Source organism: Halomonas sp. (genome assembly GCF_031581305.1).
Taxonomy (GTDB): Bacteria; Pseudomonadota; Gammaproteobacteria; order Pseudomonadales; family Halomonadaceae; genus Halomonas.
This window is the reverse complement of record NZ_JAVLBC010000078.1, coordinates 238-14,004: the sequence shown is the minus strand read 5'-3', so window position 1 is coordinate 14,004 and position 13,767 is coordinate 238. Positions and strand designations below refer to the sequence as shown.

Sequence of the window (13,767 nt, the reverse complement as noted above, 5' to 3'; positions counted from 1 at the left end):
GACCGATTGCCGGGACCAGCTGCCTGTCGAGCTGCTGGCCTTCCTGCCCTGTGCCACGCCGGATGCCTGGGTGGACTGGGCCCTGGCCAACCCCGAGCTCTTGCTGATCGACCACGCCCAGTGCGAGAAGAAGGCGGCTTCCACCGCCATGAGCCTGCTCTATCGCTATGTGGACCAGCCGCTGCTGCTCACCAAGATGTCGCAGCTGGCCCGAGAGGAGCTGCTGCACTTTGAACAGGTCGTCAAGCTGATGGAAGCGCGGGGCATCGTCTATCGCCATATCAGTGCCTCGCGCTATGCCGAGGGGTTGCGCGGCCACGTTCGGGGGGAGGAGCCGGAGCGGCTGGTCGATATCCTGATCATCGGGGCGCTGATCGAGGCGCGCAGCTGCGAGCGTTTTGCCCGCCTGATTCCGCATCTGGATGATGAACTTGCCAAGTTCTATCGCAGTCTGGTTAAGTCGGAAGGTCGCCATTTCGAGGATTACCTGATGTTGGCGCGCCGCCTGGCACCGGCGCCCATCGACGCGCGGATCGCCTTCTTCTCCGATCGCGAGGCCGAGCTGGTCACCATGCCGGATACGGTCTTTCGTTTTCACAGCGGCGTGCCGGCCTGAGGCCATCACTTCCGCCACGCAGGAATGATCAACATGCGGGATGCTGCCGACGACGTACACGACAACGACCGGGACCACCTGGCACTCTTCGGCCACTTTTCATTGAGTCTGGGCGATGATGTCCTGACCCAGTTCAGTTACGACAAGGTCAAGGCGCTACTGGTCTACCTGCTGCTCCATGATCAGCAGATCAGCCGTGCCACCCTGGCTGAACTGCTGTGGCCCGACCAGGGCCTGTCGTCGGGGCGCACCAACCTTCGTCATGCCCTGCACTGCCTGCGTCAGTCGCTGGGTGACGAGGCCGAGCGGGTGCTGTCGGTGTCCCGTCAGACCATTGCTTTCCGGCTTCCGGAGAGCTGGCACTTCGACATGCACCGGCTTCAGGGGCTGCTCGAGGGTCCCGCCGACGTGGCCACGCTCGAGGCCATGCTGGCCTGTTACCGAGGCGATCTCGCCGAGGAGTTGCACCTCTCCAACTGTGCCGAGTACCAGCGCTGGCTGGTACAGGTCCGTAACGAGTGGCGCCAGCGGGTGATTCGCTTTGCCGAGAGCGTTCTGGAGCGTGAGGAGCCGCTGCCGGATAGCGTGCTGGAGTCGCTGGTCAGCCGGTTTTCCGGCTACGGCCCCTTCCATGAACGCTGGGTACGTCAACTGGCCGAGCAGGGTCAGCTGGCCGCCGCCCACGAGCAGTACAATGCCTATCTGCAGCTGTTGGCGCTCTCCGGACAGCAGCCCGAGCCCTCCTTCCTGCAGTTGGCCCGCTACTGGTCCGATAACCAGGTCGAGGGTACACATCTCGGCCCCAGCGGTGCTTTCTCGCGCACCCTGGCCATGGATAGCGCGCCCCTGCGCGAGGATGAGATCGAGCAGCGCCAGCTCTCGGTGATGGCCATTCGCCTGCGGCTCAAGGCCGACCTGTCGGCCCGCGCCGATGCTCGCGCCTCTCTGGCGCTGCAGGTCGAACTGATGCGCTGGCTCGAACAGCAGTGTCACCACCTCGGCGGCTTCTGGCTGCCCGGGGCGACCGGTGGCCTGGGCCTGGCCTGCTTCGGTACCCATGGCCCGGCGCACCAGCTGGCCGAGTTGGTGGCACTATACGAGCACTGTCGGCGGGGGCTTCCTGAAGAGTCGCAGCGGCACTGGAGCGGTGAGGGTGAGCCGCCGCGCATCGAGCTGGCCGCCGGCCTGGACAGTGGCCGGGTGGTCTACCTGCCCGAGCGACATCTGGTCGACCCGCTCGGTCAAGTGACCCAGGGCTCCCTCGACCTGATGAGCGCCGCCGAGGGTAGTGAGCTGGTCATTTCCCAGGATGCCAGCCAACACATGCCACCGGCCCTGGACCTCCAGCCACGGCTCTCCACGCGGCTGGTGGCCAGTGATGGCCGGGTGCGACTGCGGGCGCTTGTCCTCGGTGCCAACGAGGGGGGGCGTGAGGTCCCTCCGCCCAGCCTGGTGGGGCGCGAGGCATCCCTGCGCACCCTGCGCGATGCCCTGGCCCGGGCCGGTATCGGTCTGCGGCAGAGCGTGCTGGTGCGGGGGCCCTCGGGGCTCGGCAAGTCGGCCCTGCTGGTGGGATTCCGCCAGCTCGAGCAGAGCCGCGAGGCGGCCATCTGTTGGCAACCCACCACCCGCCTCTCCGTCCAGGAGCCCTATGGGGTGGCGCGCCAGCTGCTGCGCTGGCACCTCGGGGGACACATCGATGCCGAGGCGGTGTCGCGGCTTTTCGCCACTGATGATGCGCAGGCCCCTGATGAGGATCATCGAGTGCTGTTGGAGGAGGCGCTCGGTGTGCGAGAGCCTCGCGAGATGGCGGTGCTGGCCCAGAGCGGGGAGGCCGTCGAGCTGGTCGTGGGGCTGGTCCATCGCCTGATTCGCGCGTTGTCCCGCGAGCGCACTCTGGTGTTGATGATCGATGATCTGCAGTGGCTCGATGAGCCCTCCTTCAAGGTATTGGCAGGCCTCCAGGCGCGACTGCCGATCAACAGTCCCTTCCTGCTGGTGGCCAGCCACCATGGTCGGGAAGCGCTGCCGGCGAAGCTGCACTGGGACCAGCAGATCTCCCTGGGCCGGCTGGATGCCATGCAGTCCTCGCGGCTGCTATCGCAGCTGGCCCGCCGCTACCGCATCCACTTGAGCCCGCGGCTGCGCGGCCAGATCATCGAGCGCTGCGATGGCGTTCCGCTCTATCTTCAGGAGATCTGCCGTCGGGTGGACATGGATCGTCGTGAAGGGCGTAGCGTACAGCTCGACGAACTACCCCGCGGCCTGCTGGGGCTGCTGGCCAGCCGCATCGACCAGCTCGACGCCGACCGCGAGGTGGCGCATGTGGCGGCAGTGCTCGGGCGTCGCTTCCGGCTCGACTTCCTGGCCGAGTGCACCGGATGGGTGATGAGCCGCCTGGCTCCGGCGCTGGAGCAGATGCGTCGGCTGGAGATCATCGAGCCGGTCGAGGGCGAGGAGGGCGAGCGCGAATACCAGTTCACCCACCAGCTGCTGCAGGAAGCCGCCTACCTCTCCTGTCCCCGGGACGTACGGGTGAGCATCCACCGCCAGGTGGTCAGTCTGATCGAGGAACACTTTCCGATGTGGATCAGCCGCCATCCTGGCGATTTTGCCACCCACCTGCGGCGCAGCGGCCACTATGCCCGTGGCGCCCGCTACTTCGAGCTGGCCGCACGAGAGGCCCTCAAGGTCAGCGCCAACCGCACGGCGCTGAAGATGGCCGACTTCGGCCTGGCCAGCCTGCGCCACGTCGAGGGTCAGGCCGAGCGCGAGATCAGCCTGCTCACCGTGCGTGGCCAGGCCGCCTTCGCCCTGGAGGGGCACGGCTCGCCCACCGCCCACGAGAGCTTCGTGCGGGCCCGGGAGCTCCTCGCCCAGGAGGAGGCCGGCCCGGACGACGCCGGTGACCTGGAGCAGGCCTTCCTGGTCCAGTGGGGCCTGTGGGTGGGCTGCAGCCAGCGTCATGCCCATGCCGATGCCTTCTCGCTGGCCTCGCGCCTGGCGGGCCTCGCCGACCGCCTCGAGGATCCGCGCTACCGGCGCCTGGCCGATTTCGCCCGGGCCAGCTGCGAGTACTGGGCCGGGCGCATCTCCCAGGCCTATGACCATCTGGAGGAGATCGACCCGCTCAACGCCCCGATGATGATCGAGTGGCTGCCGTTCTCCGACCACCCCCAGGTCGCGGCGGCCTGCTTCCAGGGCTGGACGCTCTGCCTGCGCGGCGACTACCAGCGTGCCGAGCGGCAGGTGGAGTCGGCCATCCGGCTGGCCGAGCGGATCGGCCACCCCGGCAGCCTGGCCATGGCGCTGATGTATGCCGCGGCCCTCTATCGTCAATTGGGGCATGTACACCTGGCCACCATGCGGGCCGAGCGGGCCTTCGAGCTGACCGGCACCCCCGACCTGCACCTCTGGCAGGTGGCCTCGCGCAGCGTGCTGGGCTGGCAGCGGGCCCTGGCCGGCGACCGCGACGGCCTGGGCCAGATCGAGTCGGCCCAGGAGGAGTTGGCCGAGGTCACCGGGCGGGATCCCTACCAGCGTCCGGCCCTGTGGTATGTGGATGCCTGCCTGGCCCTGGGGGAACTTTCCCGGGCCGAGGACTATCTCGACCAGTGCCTGATGATTGCCCGCGAGCGCACCACCCTGTTCGTCCCCGAGCTGGCGGTGCATCTGGCGCGGGTGCGCCAGCGTCTGGGGCACTCTCGCGAGGAGGTCAGAAGCCTCGCCGAACAGGCTCTGGTGCAGGCCCGGGAGGACGGCAACCTCCACCAGCAGCTTGCCGCCCTGGAGCTCTGGCTGAGCCTGATCGATGCCCATGATGAGACGCTCCGGGCGGAGTTCCGCGCCTTGCTGGGCGAGGTGAGCCACAGCGATGCACCGGTCCTGATGCGTTGGCGTACCCTGCTCGACCGGCGCCTGTCCCATGCCGCGGATCTCTCCTGAGCCGCCGATAGCCGACCCATAGACGAAGAGCGGCGCCCCCGAGGGGGCGCCGTTCCCGTTTCCAGGTAAGGCCTCAGGTGGCCAGTTCCAGGGCCTCGATGCGTTTGAGCGCCTCCTCGCGTTGCTCGCCGCACAGTTCGGGATCGTAGTCGAAGCGCGAGCAGGCCGCCGGGCGGCGTGGGTCACCGAACAGCCGGCAGAGGTTGGCATCATCGAGCTGTGGGCAGCGCACACCCGCCGGCTTGCCATCGGGCATGCCGGGGATCGGCGAGCTGATCGAGGGCGCAATGCAGCAGGCGCCGCACCCCGGGCGGCAAGTGCCGGCGGGGGCCGCGGTCCTGCCGGTCATGGCCGAGCCTCGGCGATGGCGCCCTTGTCGATGCCCTCGAAGGCCTGGACCCGTGTGGCCTGGCCGCTCTCCCGGGCGATGGCCCCGGCCAGCCAGGCGGCGATATGTTCCACCGTGGTCGGCGTTGGCAGCACCGCGCAGCGGCTGCGCGGGAGGCGGAGGAAGAAGTGGCCCTGCTCGGCGCGGTAACGGCAGGTCAGCAGGTCGCGGAAGCCGGGCAGGTCGTCGTCGATGATGTCCGCCTCGTCCACCAGGTAGCGGTCGGCCAGCCAGTCGGCCCAGTGCTGCTCGAGTGCCGGAGCGCGTTGCCCCTGCTGCCAGATGTGCAGGCGCGAGCGATGGCCATGGGCGATGCGCTGACAGTTGCCGGCGTGCTGTTTCAGGCCATGGCTGTAGGTGTAGGCGACCCCCTCGATGGCCTCCTCGCGAAGTCTTAGGCGGATGTCGGTGACCCGCGGCGGCGGGCGGCGCATCAGCTCGGCGGCCAGGTGGTCGGCGAGTCGCTCCGGGGTGATCTCGCGCCAGGGCAGCAGGGTCAGTGCCTGGCGCGGAGCACGCACGTCCAGCGCATAGGGCCGTTCGCTGCGGACGCAGAGCCCTTCCCGGCAGTCCTGGAGTTCCACCCCCGGTGCTTGGGTGGGCACCAGCAGGGTGTGGTCGAGGCCGCCATCGAGGCGCGACTTGATCCAGGGCTTCACCTCGCCGAAGTCGAACAGCATGCCGTCCTCGCCGAGCTCGCCGTCGAGTTCGACATCGACCTGCCAGCTGGCGCCGACCAGGCCTCGCTGCGGGCACCAGAGCGAAACGTCGAGGTGGGTAAGGCGGTTGACGAAGAGCGTCATCAGTCGATCCCCGTGATCTTGTGGGTCTGCAGCGAGAGTCGCCACTGCGGGTTGGCCAGGCAATAGGCCACGCTTCGGCTCATGGTGTCGGTGATCCCGGAGGTGGCGGACGCATCCATGGGCTGCAGGAAGAAGTGGGTGAAATCCAGTTGGGTGAAGCGCTCGGGCGGTGCGTCGGCCTGGGGATGAACCAGCTTCAGCTCGTCACCCCCGGTGATGGCGAGGGGATTCTCGCCCTTGGGGCTGACGCAGAGCCAGTCGATGCCGGTGGGAGCGGGCAGGGTGCCGTTGGTTTCGACCGCGACCTCAAAGCCGCGGGTGTGCATGGCGCGGATCAGCCCCTCGTCGAGCTGCAGCAGCGGCTCGCCCCCGGTAAAGACCACATAGGGGGTGGCAATTCCGTCCTGAACGGGCCAGAGCGCCGTGAGGTGGTCGGCCAGGGCCTCGGCACTGTCGAAGCGCCCGCCGTTCTGGCCATCGGTGCCGATGAAGTCGGTATCGCAGAAGCGACAGGCCGCCGCGGGGCGGTCCTGCTCGCGGCCAGACCAGAGGTTGCAGCCCGAGAACCGGCAGAAGACGCTGGCGCGCCCCGTCTGGGCACCCTCGCCCTGCAGGGTGTAGAAGGCCTCCTTGACGTGATACATCAGGCGTCTCCCGGCGCATAGGCAAGCGGGTCGCTGACCCCGTTGGCGGCGAAGGCGGCCAGGCGCTCACGACAGCTGCCGCAGCACCCGCAGGCCAGCTCGCCTCCCCGGTAGCAGGTCCAGGTGTTCGCATAGTCGAGCCCCATGGCCAGCCCTTCGGCGAGGATCTCCGCCTTGCTGGCGCGCAGGTAGGGCGCATGGATCGTCACCGGCGCGAAGTTGGCGATGCCGGCCACGGCGTTCATCGACTCGACGAACTCGGGGCGGCAGTCCGGGTAGAGCACGTGGTCACCGCCGTGCGCTCCGTAGTCGACCCGGCCGGCGCCGATGTTCACCGCCTTGGCGATGGCCAGCGACAGCAGGATCATGTTGCGATTCGGCACCACGGTGGCGGTGAGATTGTCTTCCGCATAGTCGCCCTCGGGCATCGCGCGGCTGGCGTCGGTGAGCGCCGAGTTGTCGATCAGGCCGTGGGTGGCGGTGATGTCGACCATCTGGTGGGGCACGCCGAGGGCGCGGCAGACGCGCTCGGCCACCTCGAGTTCGCGGCGGTGGCGCTGGCCGTAGTCGAACGAGAGGGCGTGGACGTCGAGCCCCTCGCGCAGGGCGCGGTGCAGCACGGTGTAGGAATCCATGCCGCCGGAGTAGATCACCACGGTGGCGGGATCGGGGGAGTGGGTCATGTCGGAAGCTCTGGTCGGAGAATTTGTCTCTCCCGCCCCGCCGTGGGCGAGGTGTCGGGAGCGGGCGCCGGGGTCCGGTCCGGCGCGCGACAGTGTACGCAAGGCCGCCGGTTCTGGCCAGAATCGACGCCAATTGCTAGACTTTCGCGCCTTCCAACCCCCTTTGCACCCCGCGGCCCCCGCCGTCGACGGTGCCATCGTCCTGACAACGGTGAATTCCATGAAAGCCCCTGAACTGCTGTCGCCCGCCGGCACCTTCAAGAACATGCGCTACGCCTTCGCCTACGGGGCGGATGCGGTCTATGCCGGCCAGCCGCGCTACTCGCTGCGCGTGCGCAACAACGACTTCAAGATCGACAACCTGCACAAGGGCATTGCCTACGCCCACGACCGGGGCAAGCAGTTCTACGTGGCCTCCAACATCGCGCCGCACAACAGCAAGCTCAAGACCTACCTTCGGGACATGGAGCCGGTGATCGAAGCCGGGCCGGATGCGCTGATCATGTCCGACCCCGGGCTGATCATGATGATCCGTGAGCGCTGGCCCGAGCAGGTGATCCACCTCTCCGTGCAGTCCAACGTGGTCAACTACGCGGCCGCGCGGTTCTGGCAGCAGCAGGGCATCAGCCGCATCATCCTCTCCCGGGAGCTGTCGCTGGAGGAGATCGCCCAGATCCGCGCCGAGTGCCCGGATCTCGAGATCGAGACCTTCGTTCACGGCGCGCTCTGCATCGCCTATTCCGGGCGCTGCCTGCTCTCGGGCTACTTCAATCACCGCGACCCCAACCAGGGGACCTGCACCAACGCCTGCCGCTGGAAGTACAACACGGTGGCGGCCGCCGAGGACGAGACCGGCGACCTGGTGCCGGCCAACTCGGCCCGCGCCCACGCCGCCAGCGGCATCTGGACGCCCCAGGACGCTGGACAGCAAGGGGGGCTGATCGCCTCGGGCGGCGGCAGTGCCGAGATGAGCACCGCTACCGCTGGCGGCACCGAGGGGCAGGACGAGCTCTCGGCGCTGATCGAGGATCGCAGTCGGCCCGGCGAGCTGATGCCGGTGTATGAGGACGAGCACGGCACCTACATCATGAACTCCAAGGACCTGCGCGCGGTGCAGCACGTGCCGCGCCTGGCCGAGATGGGCGTCACCTCGCTGAAGATCGAGGGGCGCACCAAGTCGCCCTACTACGTGGCGCGTACCGCCCAGGTCTACCGCCGTGCCATCGATGACGCCGTGGCCGGTCGTCCCTTCGACATGCGCCTGATGGACGAGCTCGACAACCTGGCCAATCGCGGGTACACGGAGGGCTTCTACCGCCGCCACGTCCACGACGAGTACCAGAACTACGAACAGGGTAACTCCGTGGGGGTGCACCAGCAGTTCGTCGGCGAGGTGACGGGCTACGATCCGGACCGCGGCGCGCTCGAGATCGACGTCAAGAACCGCTTCGAGGTAGGCGATGGCATGGAGCTGATGCTGCCCGGCGGCAACCGCCGCTTCGTGCTCGAGCATATCGAGAACCGGCGCGGCGAATCCGTGGGGGCTGCTCCGGGGTCGGGCCATGTGGTGCGCATCCCGGTACCGGGTGAGGCCATCGCGCCGGAGCGGATCGAGTTCGCGCTGCTGATGCGGGATCTCTGACGCGGGCAGCGGCTGGACATCCACGCTCGCCGGCGACATTGTGGACATCGATTGACCGTCGAACAGGGAGCGGCATGGCCACCATCGAACACAGTGCGATACTCAAGGCACCCCCCGAGCGGGTCTTTGCCCTGCTCGAGCGGGTCGAGGACTTTGCCGACTACTCCGACCTGATCCAGGCCATCGAGCCGCTGGGGAAGGATCGCTATCGCTGGCATGTCCACGCGGTGGGCATGGACTGGACCTTCGACGTGGCGATTACCGAGGCGCGAGCCCCGGAGGTGCTGGCCTGGGAATCGCTGGACGGGGTGCACAACCGGGGCTGCTATCGCCTCACGCCCGTAGCCGGGGGCACCGAGGTGGCCCTGACCCTGACCTACGCCATTCGTAACCGCTTGCTGGAGAAGGCCGTCAACCGTGCAGCCCGGCCGCTGGTCGGCAAGGTCAGCCGGCAGATCCTGGAGCGGGTCGAGGCGAGGCTATGAAGCCTCAGGACCTCCCTTCCGCCGATGATCCCCAGAGCTGGGCCGCTCTGCCTGCCTGACGGCAGCCGACGGCTCAGCCCTTGCGCAGCGAGGTGTTGAGGTGGTCGACCACCTCGGCCCAGTCGGCATCTGCTTCGAGGGCCTCGCGCAGGAACTCCGCCTGGCCCTCATTCCAGCAGGGCGCATCGGGCAGGGCAACGTCCTCGGGAATGGGCGCGTGGCGATCGATGAAGCGCTTGATGGCTGCGGGGTCCGCGGCGAGCCCGAGCTGCTCGAAGAGTTCGGTGAAGGGGTGGTCGGGGTGTTCCATGGCGTGACTCCTGCTGTCCTGTCGAGATACTTCCACCTTAGCGACTTCCGGGGTGTCGTGCTTGACGCCCGTCAACGCTGCCGTCGACGTCTCATCGCTCCCCGGCGAGCGGTGTGAGAAAGCGCCGTCGCCGCTCGCTTTCTGACAGCGGCAGGGCCAGCAGGTGAACCAGCTTGGTGAAGGTAGCCTCCGGGGTCATGTCATCGGCCGAGAGCACCCCGGCATCGGTCAGGCCCTGTCCCGCGGCGTAGTCGCCGAAGGCCACCGGGCCATGGGGACACTGGCTGAGGGCCGCCAGCAGCTTGCCCTCGCCGCTTGCTCGGGCGAGCGCACCGGCCAGTGCCGAGTCGTCGGGGAGGTTGCCGCCTCCCCATACCTCCAGCATGGCGCCTCTGACCCGGTCTTCGCGCAACCAAGCCTCCAGTTGCCAGGCCTGGATGCCCGGCCAGAGAGTCAGGCGCACGACACCTCCGGCATCCAGCATCGCATAGTCAGCCAGCTCGAAGCGCGGGGCGCCCCGCTGGTAATCCACGAGGCCGCGCCCCGGGTAGAGCACGATCTCGTCGTCGACCCGCTCGCCGAGCAGCGGCTGGTTGGGGCTGGTAAAGGCGTCGGCCTCACGTGTCCGCCACTTGCGGGAGCGGCAGCCCCGCAGCAGCTTGCCGGCGAAGCAGACCGCCACCTCCTGCAGGCGCGGCGTCACCGCGAAACGCAGGGCATCCTCGACATTGGCCACCGCGTCACTCCCCTCGGCCTCCAGGGGCGTCATGGCGCCGGTGAGGATCACGGGACGGTCGATGCCTAGCAACTGGAAGGCCAGGCTCGAGGCCGTCCACGCCAGGGTGTCGGTGCCGTGCAGGATGACGATGCCGACATGCCCGCGGTGGTATCGGGCCACCAGCGCGGCCAGTGCCTGCCAGTGGTGGGGCGTGGCACCGCTGGAATCGATGGGGGGCTCGGTCTCGAGCACCTCGAAGGCCGGCAGGCCCGCCCGGCGCACCGGGGGCAGGGCGGCAAGGGCCCGATGCAGGCGCGCCTCGATGTCCTGGCCCGGGACCAGTCCCTCGGGGCCGGGCACCATGCCCAGGGTGCCACCGGTATAGATCACCAGTACAGTAGGGGCGTGGTCGTTTCCGGCGGTCATGGGGGCTCCTGGGGTTCCGGGCGGTCAAAGGCCCCATCATACGGCGGGCACGGCGCCAGGCAAGGCCCGGGGTCAATCGAGGGCCGTGACCGCCAACCCGTCGGCCAGCTCTTCGCCGGGATGGGTGACGATCCGCTCCCCTGCCTCGACCCCGGCCGTGACCTGGCTGACCAGTCCGCTCTGGCGGCCGATCTCCAGGTGGCGAAGCCGGGCGCGATCGTCCTCGACCACATAGGCCGCCCAGCGCCCGTCGTCGCGGAACAGGGCGCTGGTGGGCACCTGCAGCACGTCGTCGCCCTGCCAGATCAGGAATTCCACCTCGACGCGGAACCCGGTACCGAGCCCCCGGGCGGCGGGCTCGACCGCCTCGTCGAAGTCGATGACTACCGGCACGCGCTGCTCGTCGACGCCGAGCGCCGAGGTGCGGGTGAAGCCGGCAGGCTCGATGCGCCGTACGCGGCCCGCCAGGGGCTCGCCGCCCCAGCCGGTGATGCGGACCTCCATGCCCGGCGCCAGGCGCACCGCGTCCATGGAGAGCAGGTCGACGAGGATCTCCATGTCCGCCAGTCGGCCGATCTCCAGGATCGGCTGGCCGGCCTCCACCGTCCCCTCGCAGCAGCGGAACCGCTCCAGCACCACGCCGGCCACGGGCGCTGCCACCTCCAGCATGGGCTGGTCCGCCCCGCTGCGCTGGCCGCTGGTCACCGCGAGCACCGCCCGGGCGCTCTCCACCTCGAAGCGCGCGGCCTCGACGCTCGAGGCGGCGGCCCGCTCCAGGGCCCGCTGGCGGTCCCTCAGGCTCTCGTGATGCTCCAGGTCGGCGGTCGAGACCAGGTCGCGCTCATGCAGCCTGCGGTAGCGTTGGTACTCGGCCTCGGCGAAGCGGCGTTCGGCCCGGGCCGTCTCCAGGTTGGCCTCGGCGGCCTGGAGTCGGGCCCGGGCGGCCTGCAGGGCGTCCTTGGCCTGTTCGCGGCTGCGGGCATCCAGGGCGGGCGCGGGGCTCGGCTCGAGGCGGAACAGCACCTCGTCCTCTGCGACCACGTCGCCGACCTCCAGCGCCACGCGACGCAGGTAGCCGGTGATCGGGGCCGTGACGTGCCAGGTGTCACGAAGCCGGGTGCGTCCCTCCTCGCTGACCGAGTCCACGAAGGGGGCGCGCGCCACCGCGACCGTGTTCACGCGGGCCGGCGCCGGTCGCAGCGTCCAGACCAGCAGACCCACCACGATCAGGACGGCCAGGGGCCAGAGCAGGCGTCGCGGAGTGAGCAGGTGGCGGGGCATGGCGGACTCCATGTCGGACGATGACGGCGTCGCAGGTTCATTCCGGCGCCTTGAGGACGGCCACCTTGTCCAGGTGCCGCAGTCGGCGAAGCATCAGCAGCCCGGCCAGGGCCGAGGCCGCCACCACGCCGAGTGCCGACAGGCCGAAGATGCGCGGCGTGAAGGCCAGCGGGATACGGAAGAGATCATTGCTCAACGCCTGGCTGAGCAGGGTGGAGAAGCCGATGCCGAAGGCCCAGCCGGGCAGGATGGCCAGCCCGCCCAGCAGGGCGCTCTCTCCCAGCAGTATCCGCGATACTTCCGCCCGGGTGTAGCCCAGCACGAGCAGGGTGGCCAGTTCCCGGGAGCGCTCGGCGAAGCTGATCCGGGCGTTGTTGTAGATCACCCCGAAGCCGATCGAGCCGGCCAGGATGACGAACACGGTGGCGAACACATGCAGCGTCTCGTCGAGGTAGCGGCGCACCCCGCGCTCGGCCTCGTCCATCAGGCCGATGCCCGCCACCACCGGCAGGTCGTGGAGCTCGTCGATCAGGGCATCGCGCCGGGCATCGTCGATGAGCAGCCAGGCCCCGCTGATGGCGGGGCCTTCCCGCATCAGGTGATTGAGCTGCTCCCGGCGCAGGTAGGCGCCGACGCCGACCGGCTCGTCCACCAGGGCGGCCACCGGCATCGACAGGTGACGGCGGTGGCCCTCCATGATCGCCACCTCCAGGGCGTCGCCGACCTCGACCCCCAGCCACTCGGCCAGGTAACGAGTCACCACCAGGCCCTCCGGGGGCAGGGATTGTGCGCGTCCCGACTCGTCCACGATCTGGCGCAGGCGAGGCCGGGTCTCGAGGCCCGTCAGGCTGGTCCGGTAGCGGCGGTGGCCGTGGACCAGGGTGACGGGGACCCGCCGCCAGGACTCCACGGCCAGCACGCCGGGCAGGTGGCGAAGCTCGCCCACGGCCCTGAGTGGGGTGGACTCGCCGAAGGTCAGCTCGATGTCCATGCGCATGATGTCCCGGTACTGGCGCCCGAGCATCTGGTCCAGCGCGGCGAGCTGCCAGGCCCCCATCATCAGCAGGGCCGCCGAGAGGGCGATGCCGGTCACCGACAGGGCCACCTTGGCCGGCTGCCGGCCCAGGTGGCGAAGGATGATGCGCCCCTCGTTGCCCAGCGCGTGGCGAAGCGGGGAGCGCTCCAGCCAGGTGCGCCGGAAGCGCTGCGGCGCGGGCGGGCGCATCGCCTCGGCGGGAGGGGCGCTGACCGCCTGCCACACGGCCCGCCAGGTGCCCGCCAGCGCCGACAGCCCGGCCAGCAGCAGCGACAGGGCGAGTGCCCAGGGCGGGATCAGGAAGCGCATCTCGGGGAAGCGGAAATACTCGGCATAGAGGCCGGCCATCCAGCGGGCGGTCAGGGCGCCGAACCCCACGCCCATGCCCCAGCCCAGCAGCACGATCAGCAGGGCGAGCCCGGCATAGTGGCGCGCCAGTTCGCCGTCCCGGTAGCCGAAGGCCTTGAGGATGGCGATCTGCTCGCGCTGGGTGCGGATGATGCGGGTCATCACGACGTTCAGCAGGAAGGCCGAGACCAGCAGGAAGATGGTGGGCAGGACCCTGGCCTGGGCGCGTTGCCCCTTGAGCTCCTCCTCCAGGAAGCGGTGGGACTGCTGGTCGTGGCGGGTGCGGGCGCCGGTGCCGCCATAGCGGGCCAGGGCCAGGTCCAGGGCATCGATCACGCTCTCTCGGTCGGCGCCCGACTGGAGGGTCAGCGAGAGCTGGTTGAAGGCGCCCTCCATGCCGTAGGCATTGGCCAGCGCCGTCTCGTTCATCCAGAGGATGGCA

12 protein-coding genes are annotated in these 13,767 nt (G+C 69.2%); 4 read left to right on the top strand and 8 right to left on the bottom strand.

Annotation, left to right across the window (positions count from 1 at the left end; translation table 11 throughout):
- The first annotated feature begins 19 nt into the window (after window positions 1-19).
- Both RI841_RS08375 and RI841_RS08370 read left to right on the top strand, forming a co-directional pair.
- Complete coding sequence (locus tag RI841_RS08375) at window positions 20-616, top strand: tRNA-(ms[2]io[6]A)-hydroxylase (RefSeq protein WP_310705136.1); 597 nt, start codon at window positions 20-22, stop codon at window positions 614-616.
- Between the two features lie 33 nt (window positions 617-649).
- Window positions 650-4,561: an AAA family ATPase gene (locus tag RI841_RS08370; protein ID WP_310705135.1), complete on the top strand. Its 3,912-nt coding sequence runs from the start codon at window positions 650-652 to the stop codon at window positions 4,559-4,561.
- Window positions 4,562-4,634: 73 nt separating this feature from the next.
- Here the strand turns inward: RI841_RS08370 and RI841_RS08365 are convergent, their stop codons facing one another.
- The 4 genes from RI841_RS08365 to queC are packed head-to-tail and all read right to left on the bottom strand — an operon-like array spanning window position 4,635 to window position 7,079.
- Window positions 4,635-4,910, bottom strand: a complete 276-nt coding sequence (locus tag RI841_RS08365) for a YkgJ family cysteine cluster protein (protein ID WP_310705134.1) — start codon at window positions 4,908-4,910, stop codon at window positions 4,635-4,637.
- On the bottom strand, window positions 4,907-5,752 hold the full coding sequence (locus RI841_RS08360) for a 6-carboxytetrahydropterin synthase (RefSeq protein ID WP_310705133.1): 846 nt from the start codon (window positions 5,750-5,752) through the stop codon (window positions 4,907-4,909). Before RI841_RS08360 ends, RI841_RS08365 begins: the two co-directional genes overlap by 4 nt.
- Window positions 5,752-6,396, bottom strand: a complete 645-nt coding sequence (gene queE / locus RI841_RS08355; RefSeq protein ID WP_310705132.1) for a 7-carboxy-7-deazaguanine synthase — start codon at window positions 6,394-6,396, stop codon at window positions 5,752-5,754. Before queE ends, RI841_RS08360 begins: the two co-directional genes overlap by 1 nt.
- On the bottom strand, window positions 6,396-7,079 hold the full coding sequence (queC, locus tag RI841_RS08350; RefSeq protein WP_310705131.1) for a 7-cyano-7-deazaguanine synthase QueC: 684 nt from the start codon (window positions 7,077-7,079) through the stop codon (window positions 6,396-6,398). Before queC ends, queE begins: the two co-directional genes overlap by 1 nt.
- Before the next feature lie 220 nt (window positions 7,080-7,299).
- Between queC and yegQ the strand changes: the two genes are divergently transcribed.
- Together yegQ and RI841_RS08340 are read left to right on the top strand one after the other, a co-directional pair.
- Entirely contained in the window at window positions 7,300-8,721 is a 1,422-nt protein-coding gene (gene yegQ, locus RI841_RS08345) for a tRNA 5-hydroxyuridine modification protein YegQ (protein WP_310705130.1), read from the top strand.
- A 74-nt stretch (window positions 8,722-8,795) separates the two neighbouring features.
- A complete protein-coding gene (locus tag RI841_RS08340; RefSeq protein WP_310705129.1) occupies window positions 8,796-9,206 on the top strand; it encodes an SRPBCC family protein in 411 nt (136 codons plus the stop codon).
- Window positions 9,207-9,279: 73 nt separating this feature from the next.
- Here the strand turns inward: RI841_RS08340 and RI841_RS08335 are convergent, their stop codons facing one another.
- The 4 genes from RI841_RS08335 to RI841_RS08320 all read right to left on the bottom strand — a co-directional run.
- Complete coding sequence (locus tag RI841_RS08335; RefSeq protein WP_310705128.1) at window positions 9,280-9,516, bottom strand: DUF2789 domain-containing protein; 237 nt, start codon at window positions 9,514-9,516, stop codon at window positions 9,280-9,282.
- A 91-nt stretch (window positions 9,517-9,607) separates the two neighbouring features.
- Window positions 9,608-10,660: an asparaginase gene (locus RI841_RS08330; RefSeq protein ID WP_310705127.1), complete on the bottom strand. Its 1,053-nt coding sequence runs from the start codon at window positions 10,658-10,660 to the stop codon at window positions 9,608-9,610.
- 72 nt (window positions 10,661-10,732) lie between these two features.
- Complete coding sequence (locus tag RI841_RS08325) at window positions 10,733-11,941, bottom strand: HlyD family efflux transporter periplasmic adaptor subunit (protein ID WP_310705126.1); 1,209 nt, start codon at window positions 11,939-11,941, stop codon at window positions 10,733-10,735.
- A gap of 37 nt (window positions 11,942-11,978) precedes the next feature.
- Window positions 11,979-13,767 (bottom strand): ABC transporter permease (locus RI841_RS08320; protein ID WP_310705125.1); only part of this gene is annotated, 1,789 nt, incomplete at its 5' end.

Bases quoted from the DNA above. Each gene is read 5' to 3' on its own strand.
- RI841_RS08370 (WP_310705135.1), top strand. From the start codon at position 650: ATGCGGGATGCTGCCGACGACGTACACGACAACGACCGGGACCACCTG.
- RI841_RS08365 (WP_310705134.1), bottom strand. From the start codon at position 4,910: ATGACCGGCAGGACCGCGGCCCCCGCCGGCACTTGCCGCCCGGGGTGC.
- RI841_RS08360 (WP_310705133.1), bottom strand. From the start codon at position 5,752: ATGACGCTCTTCGTCAACCGCCTTACCCACCTCGACGTTTCGCTCTGG.
- queE (WP_310705132.1), bottom strand. From the start codon at position 6,396: ATGTATCACGTCAAGGAGGCCTTCTACACCCTGCAGGGCGAGGGTGCC.
- queC (WP_310705131.1), bottom strand. From the start codon at position 7,079: ATGACCCACTCCCCCGATCCCGCCACCGTGGTGATCTACTCCGGCGGC.
- yegQ (WP_310705130.1), top strand. From the start codon at position 7,300: ATGAAAGCCCCTGAACTGCTGTCGCCCGCCGGCACCTTCAAGAACATG.
- RI841_RS08340 (WP_310705129.1), top strand. From the start codon at position 8,796: ATGGCCACCATCGAACACAGTGCGATACTCAAGGCACCCCCCGAGCGG.
- RI841_RS08335 (WP_310705128.1), bottom strand. From the start codon at position 9,516: ATGGAACACCCCGACCACCCCTTCACCGAACTCTTCGAGCAGCTCGGG.
- RI841_RS08330 (WP_310705127.1), bottom strand. From the start codon at position 10,660: ATGACCGCCGGAAACGACCACGCCCCTACTGTACTGGTGATCTATACC.
- RI841_RS08325 (WP_310705126.1), bottom strand. From the start codon at position 11,941: ATGCCCCGCCACCTGCTCACTCCGCGACGCCTGCTCTGGCCCCTGGCC.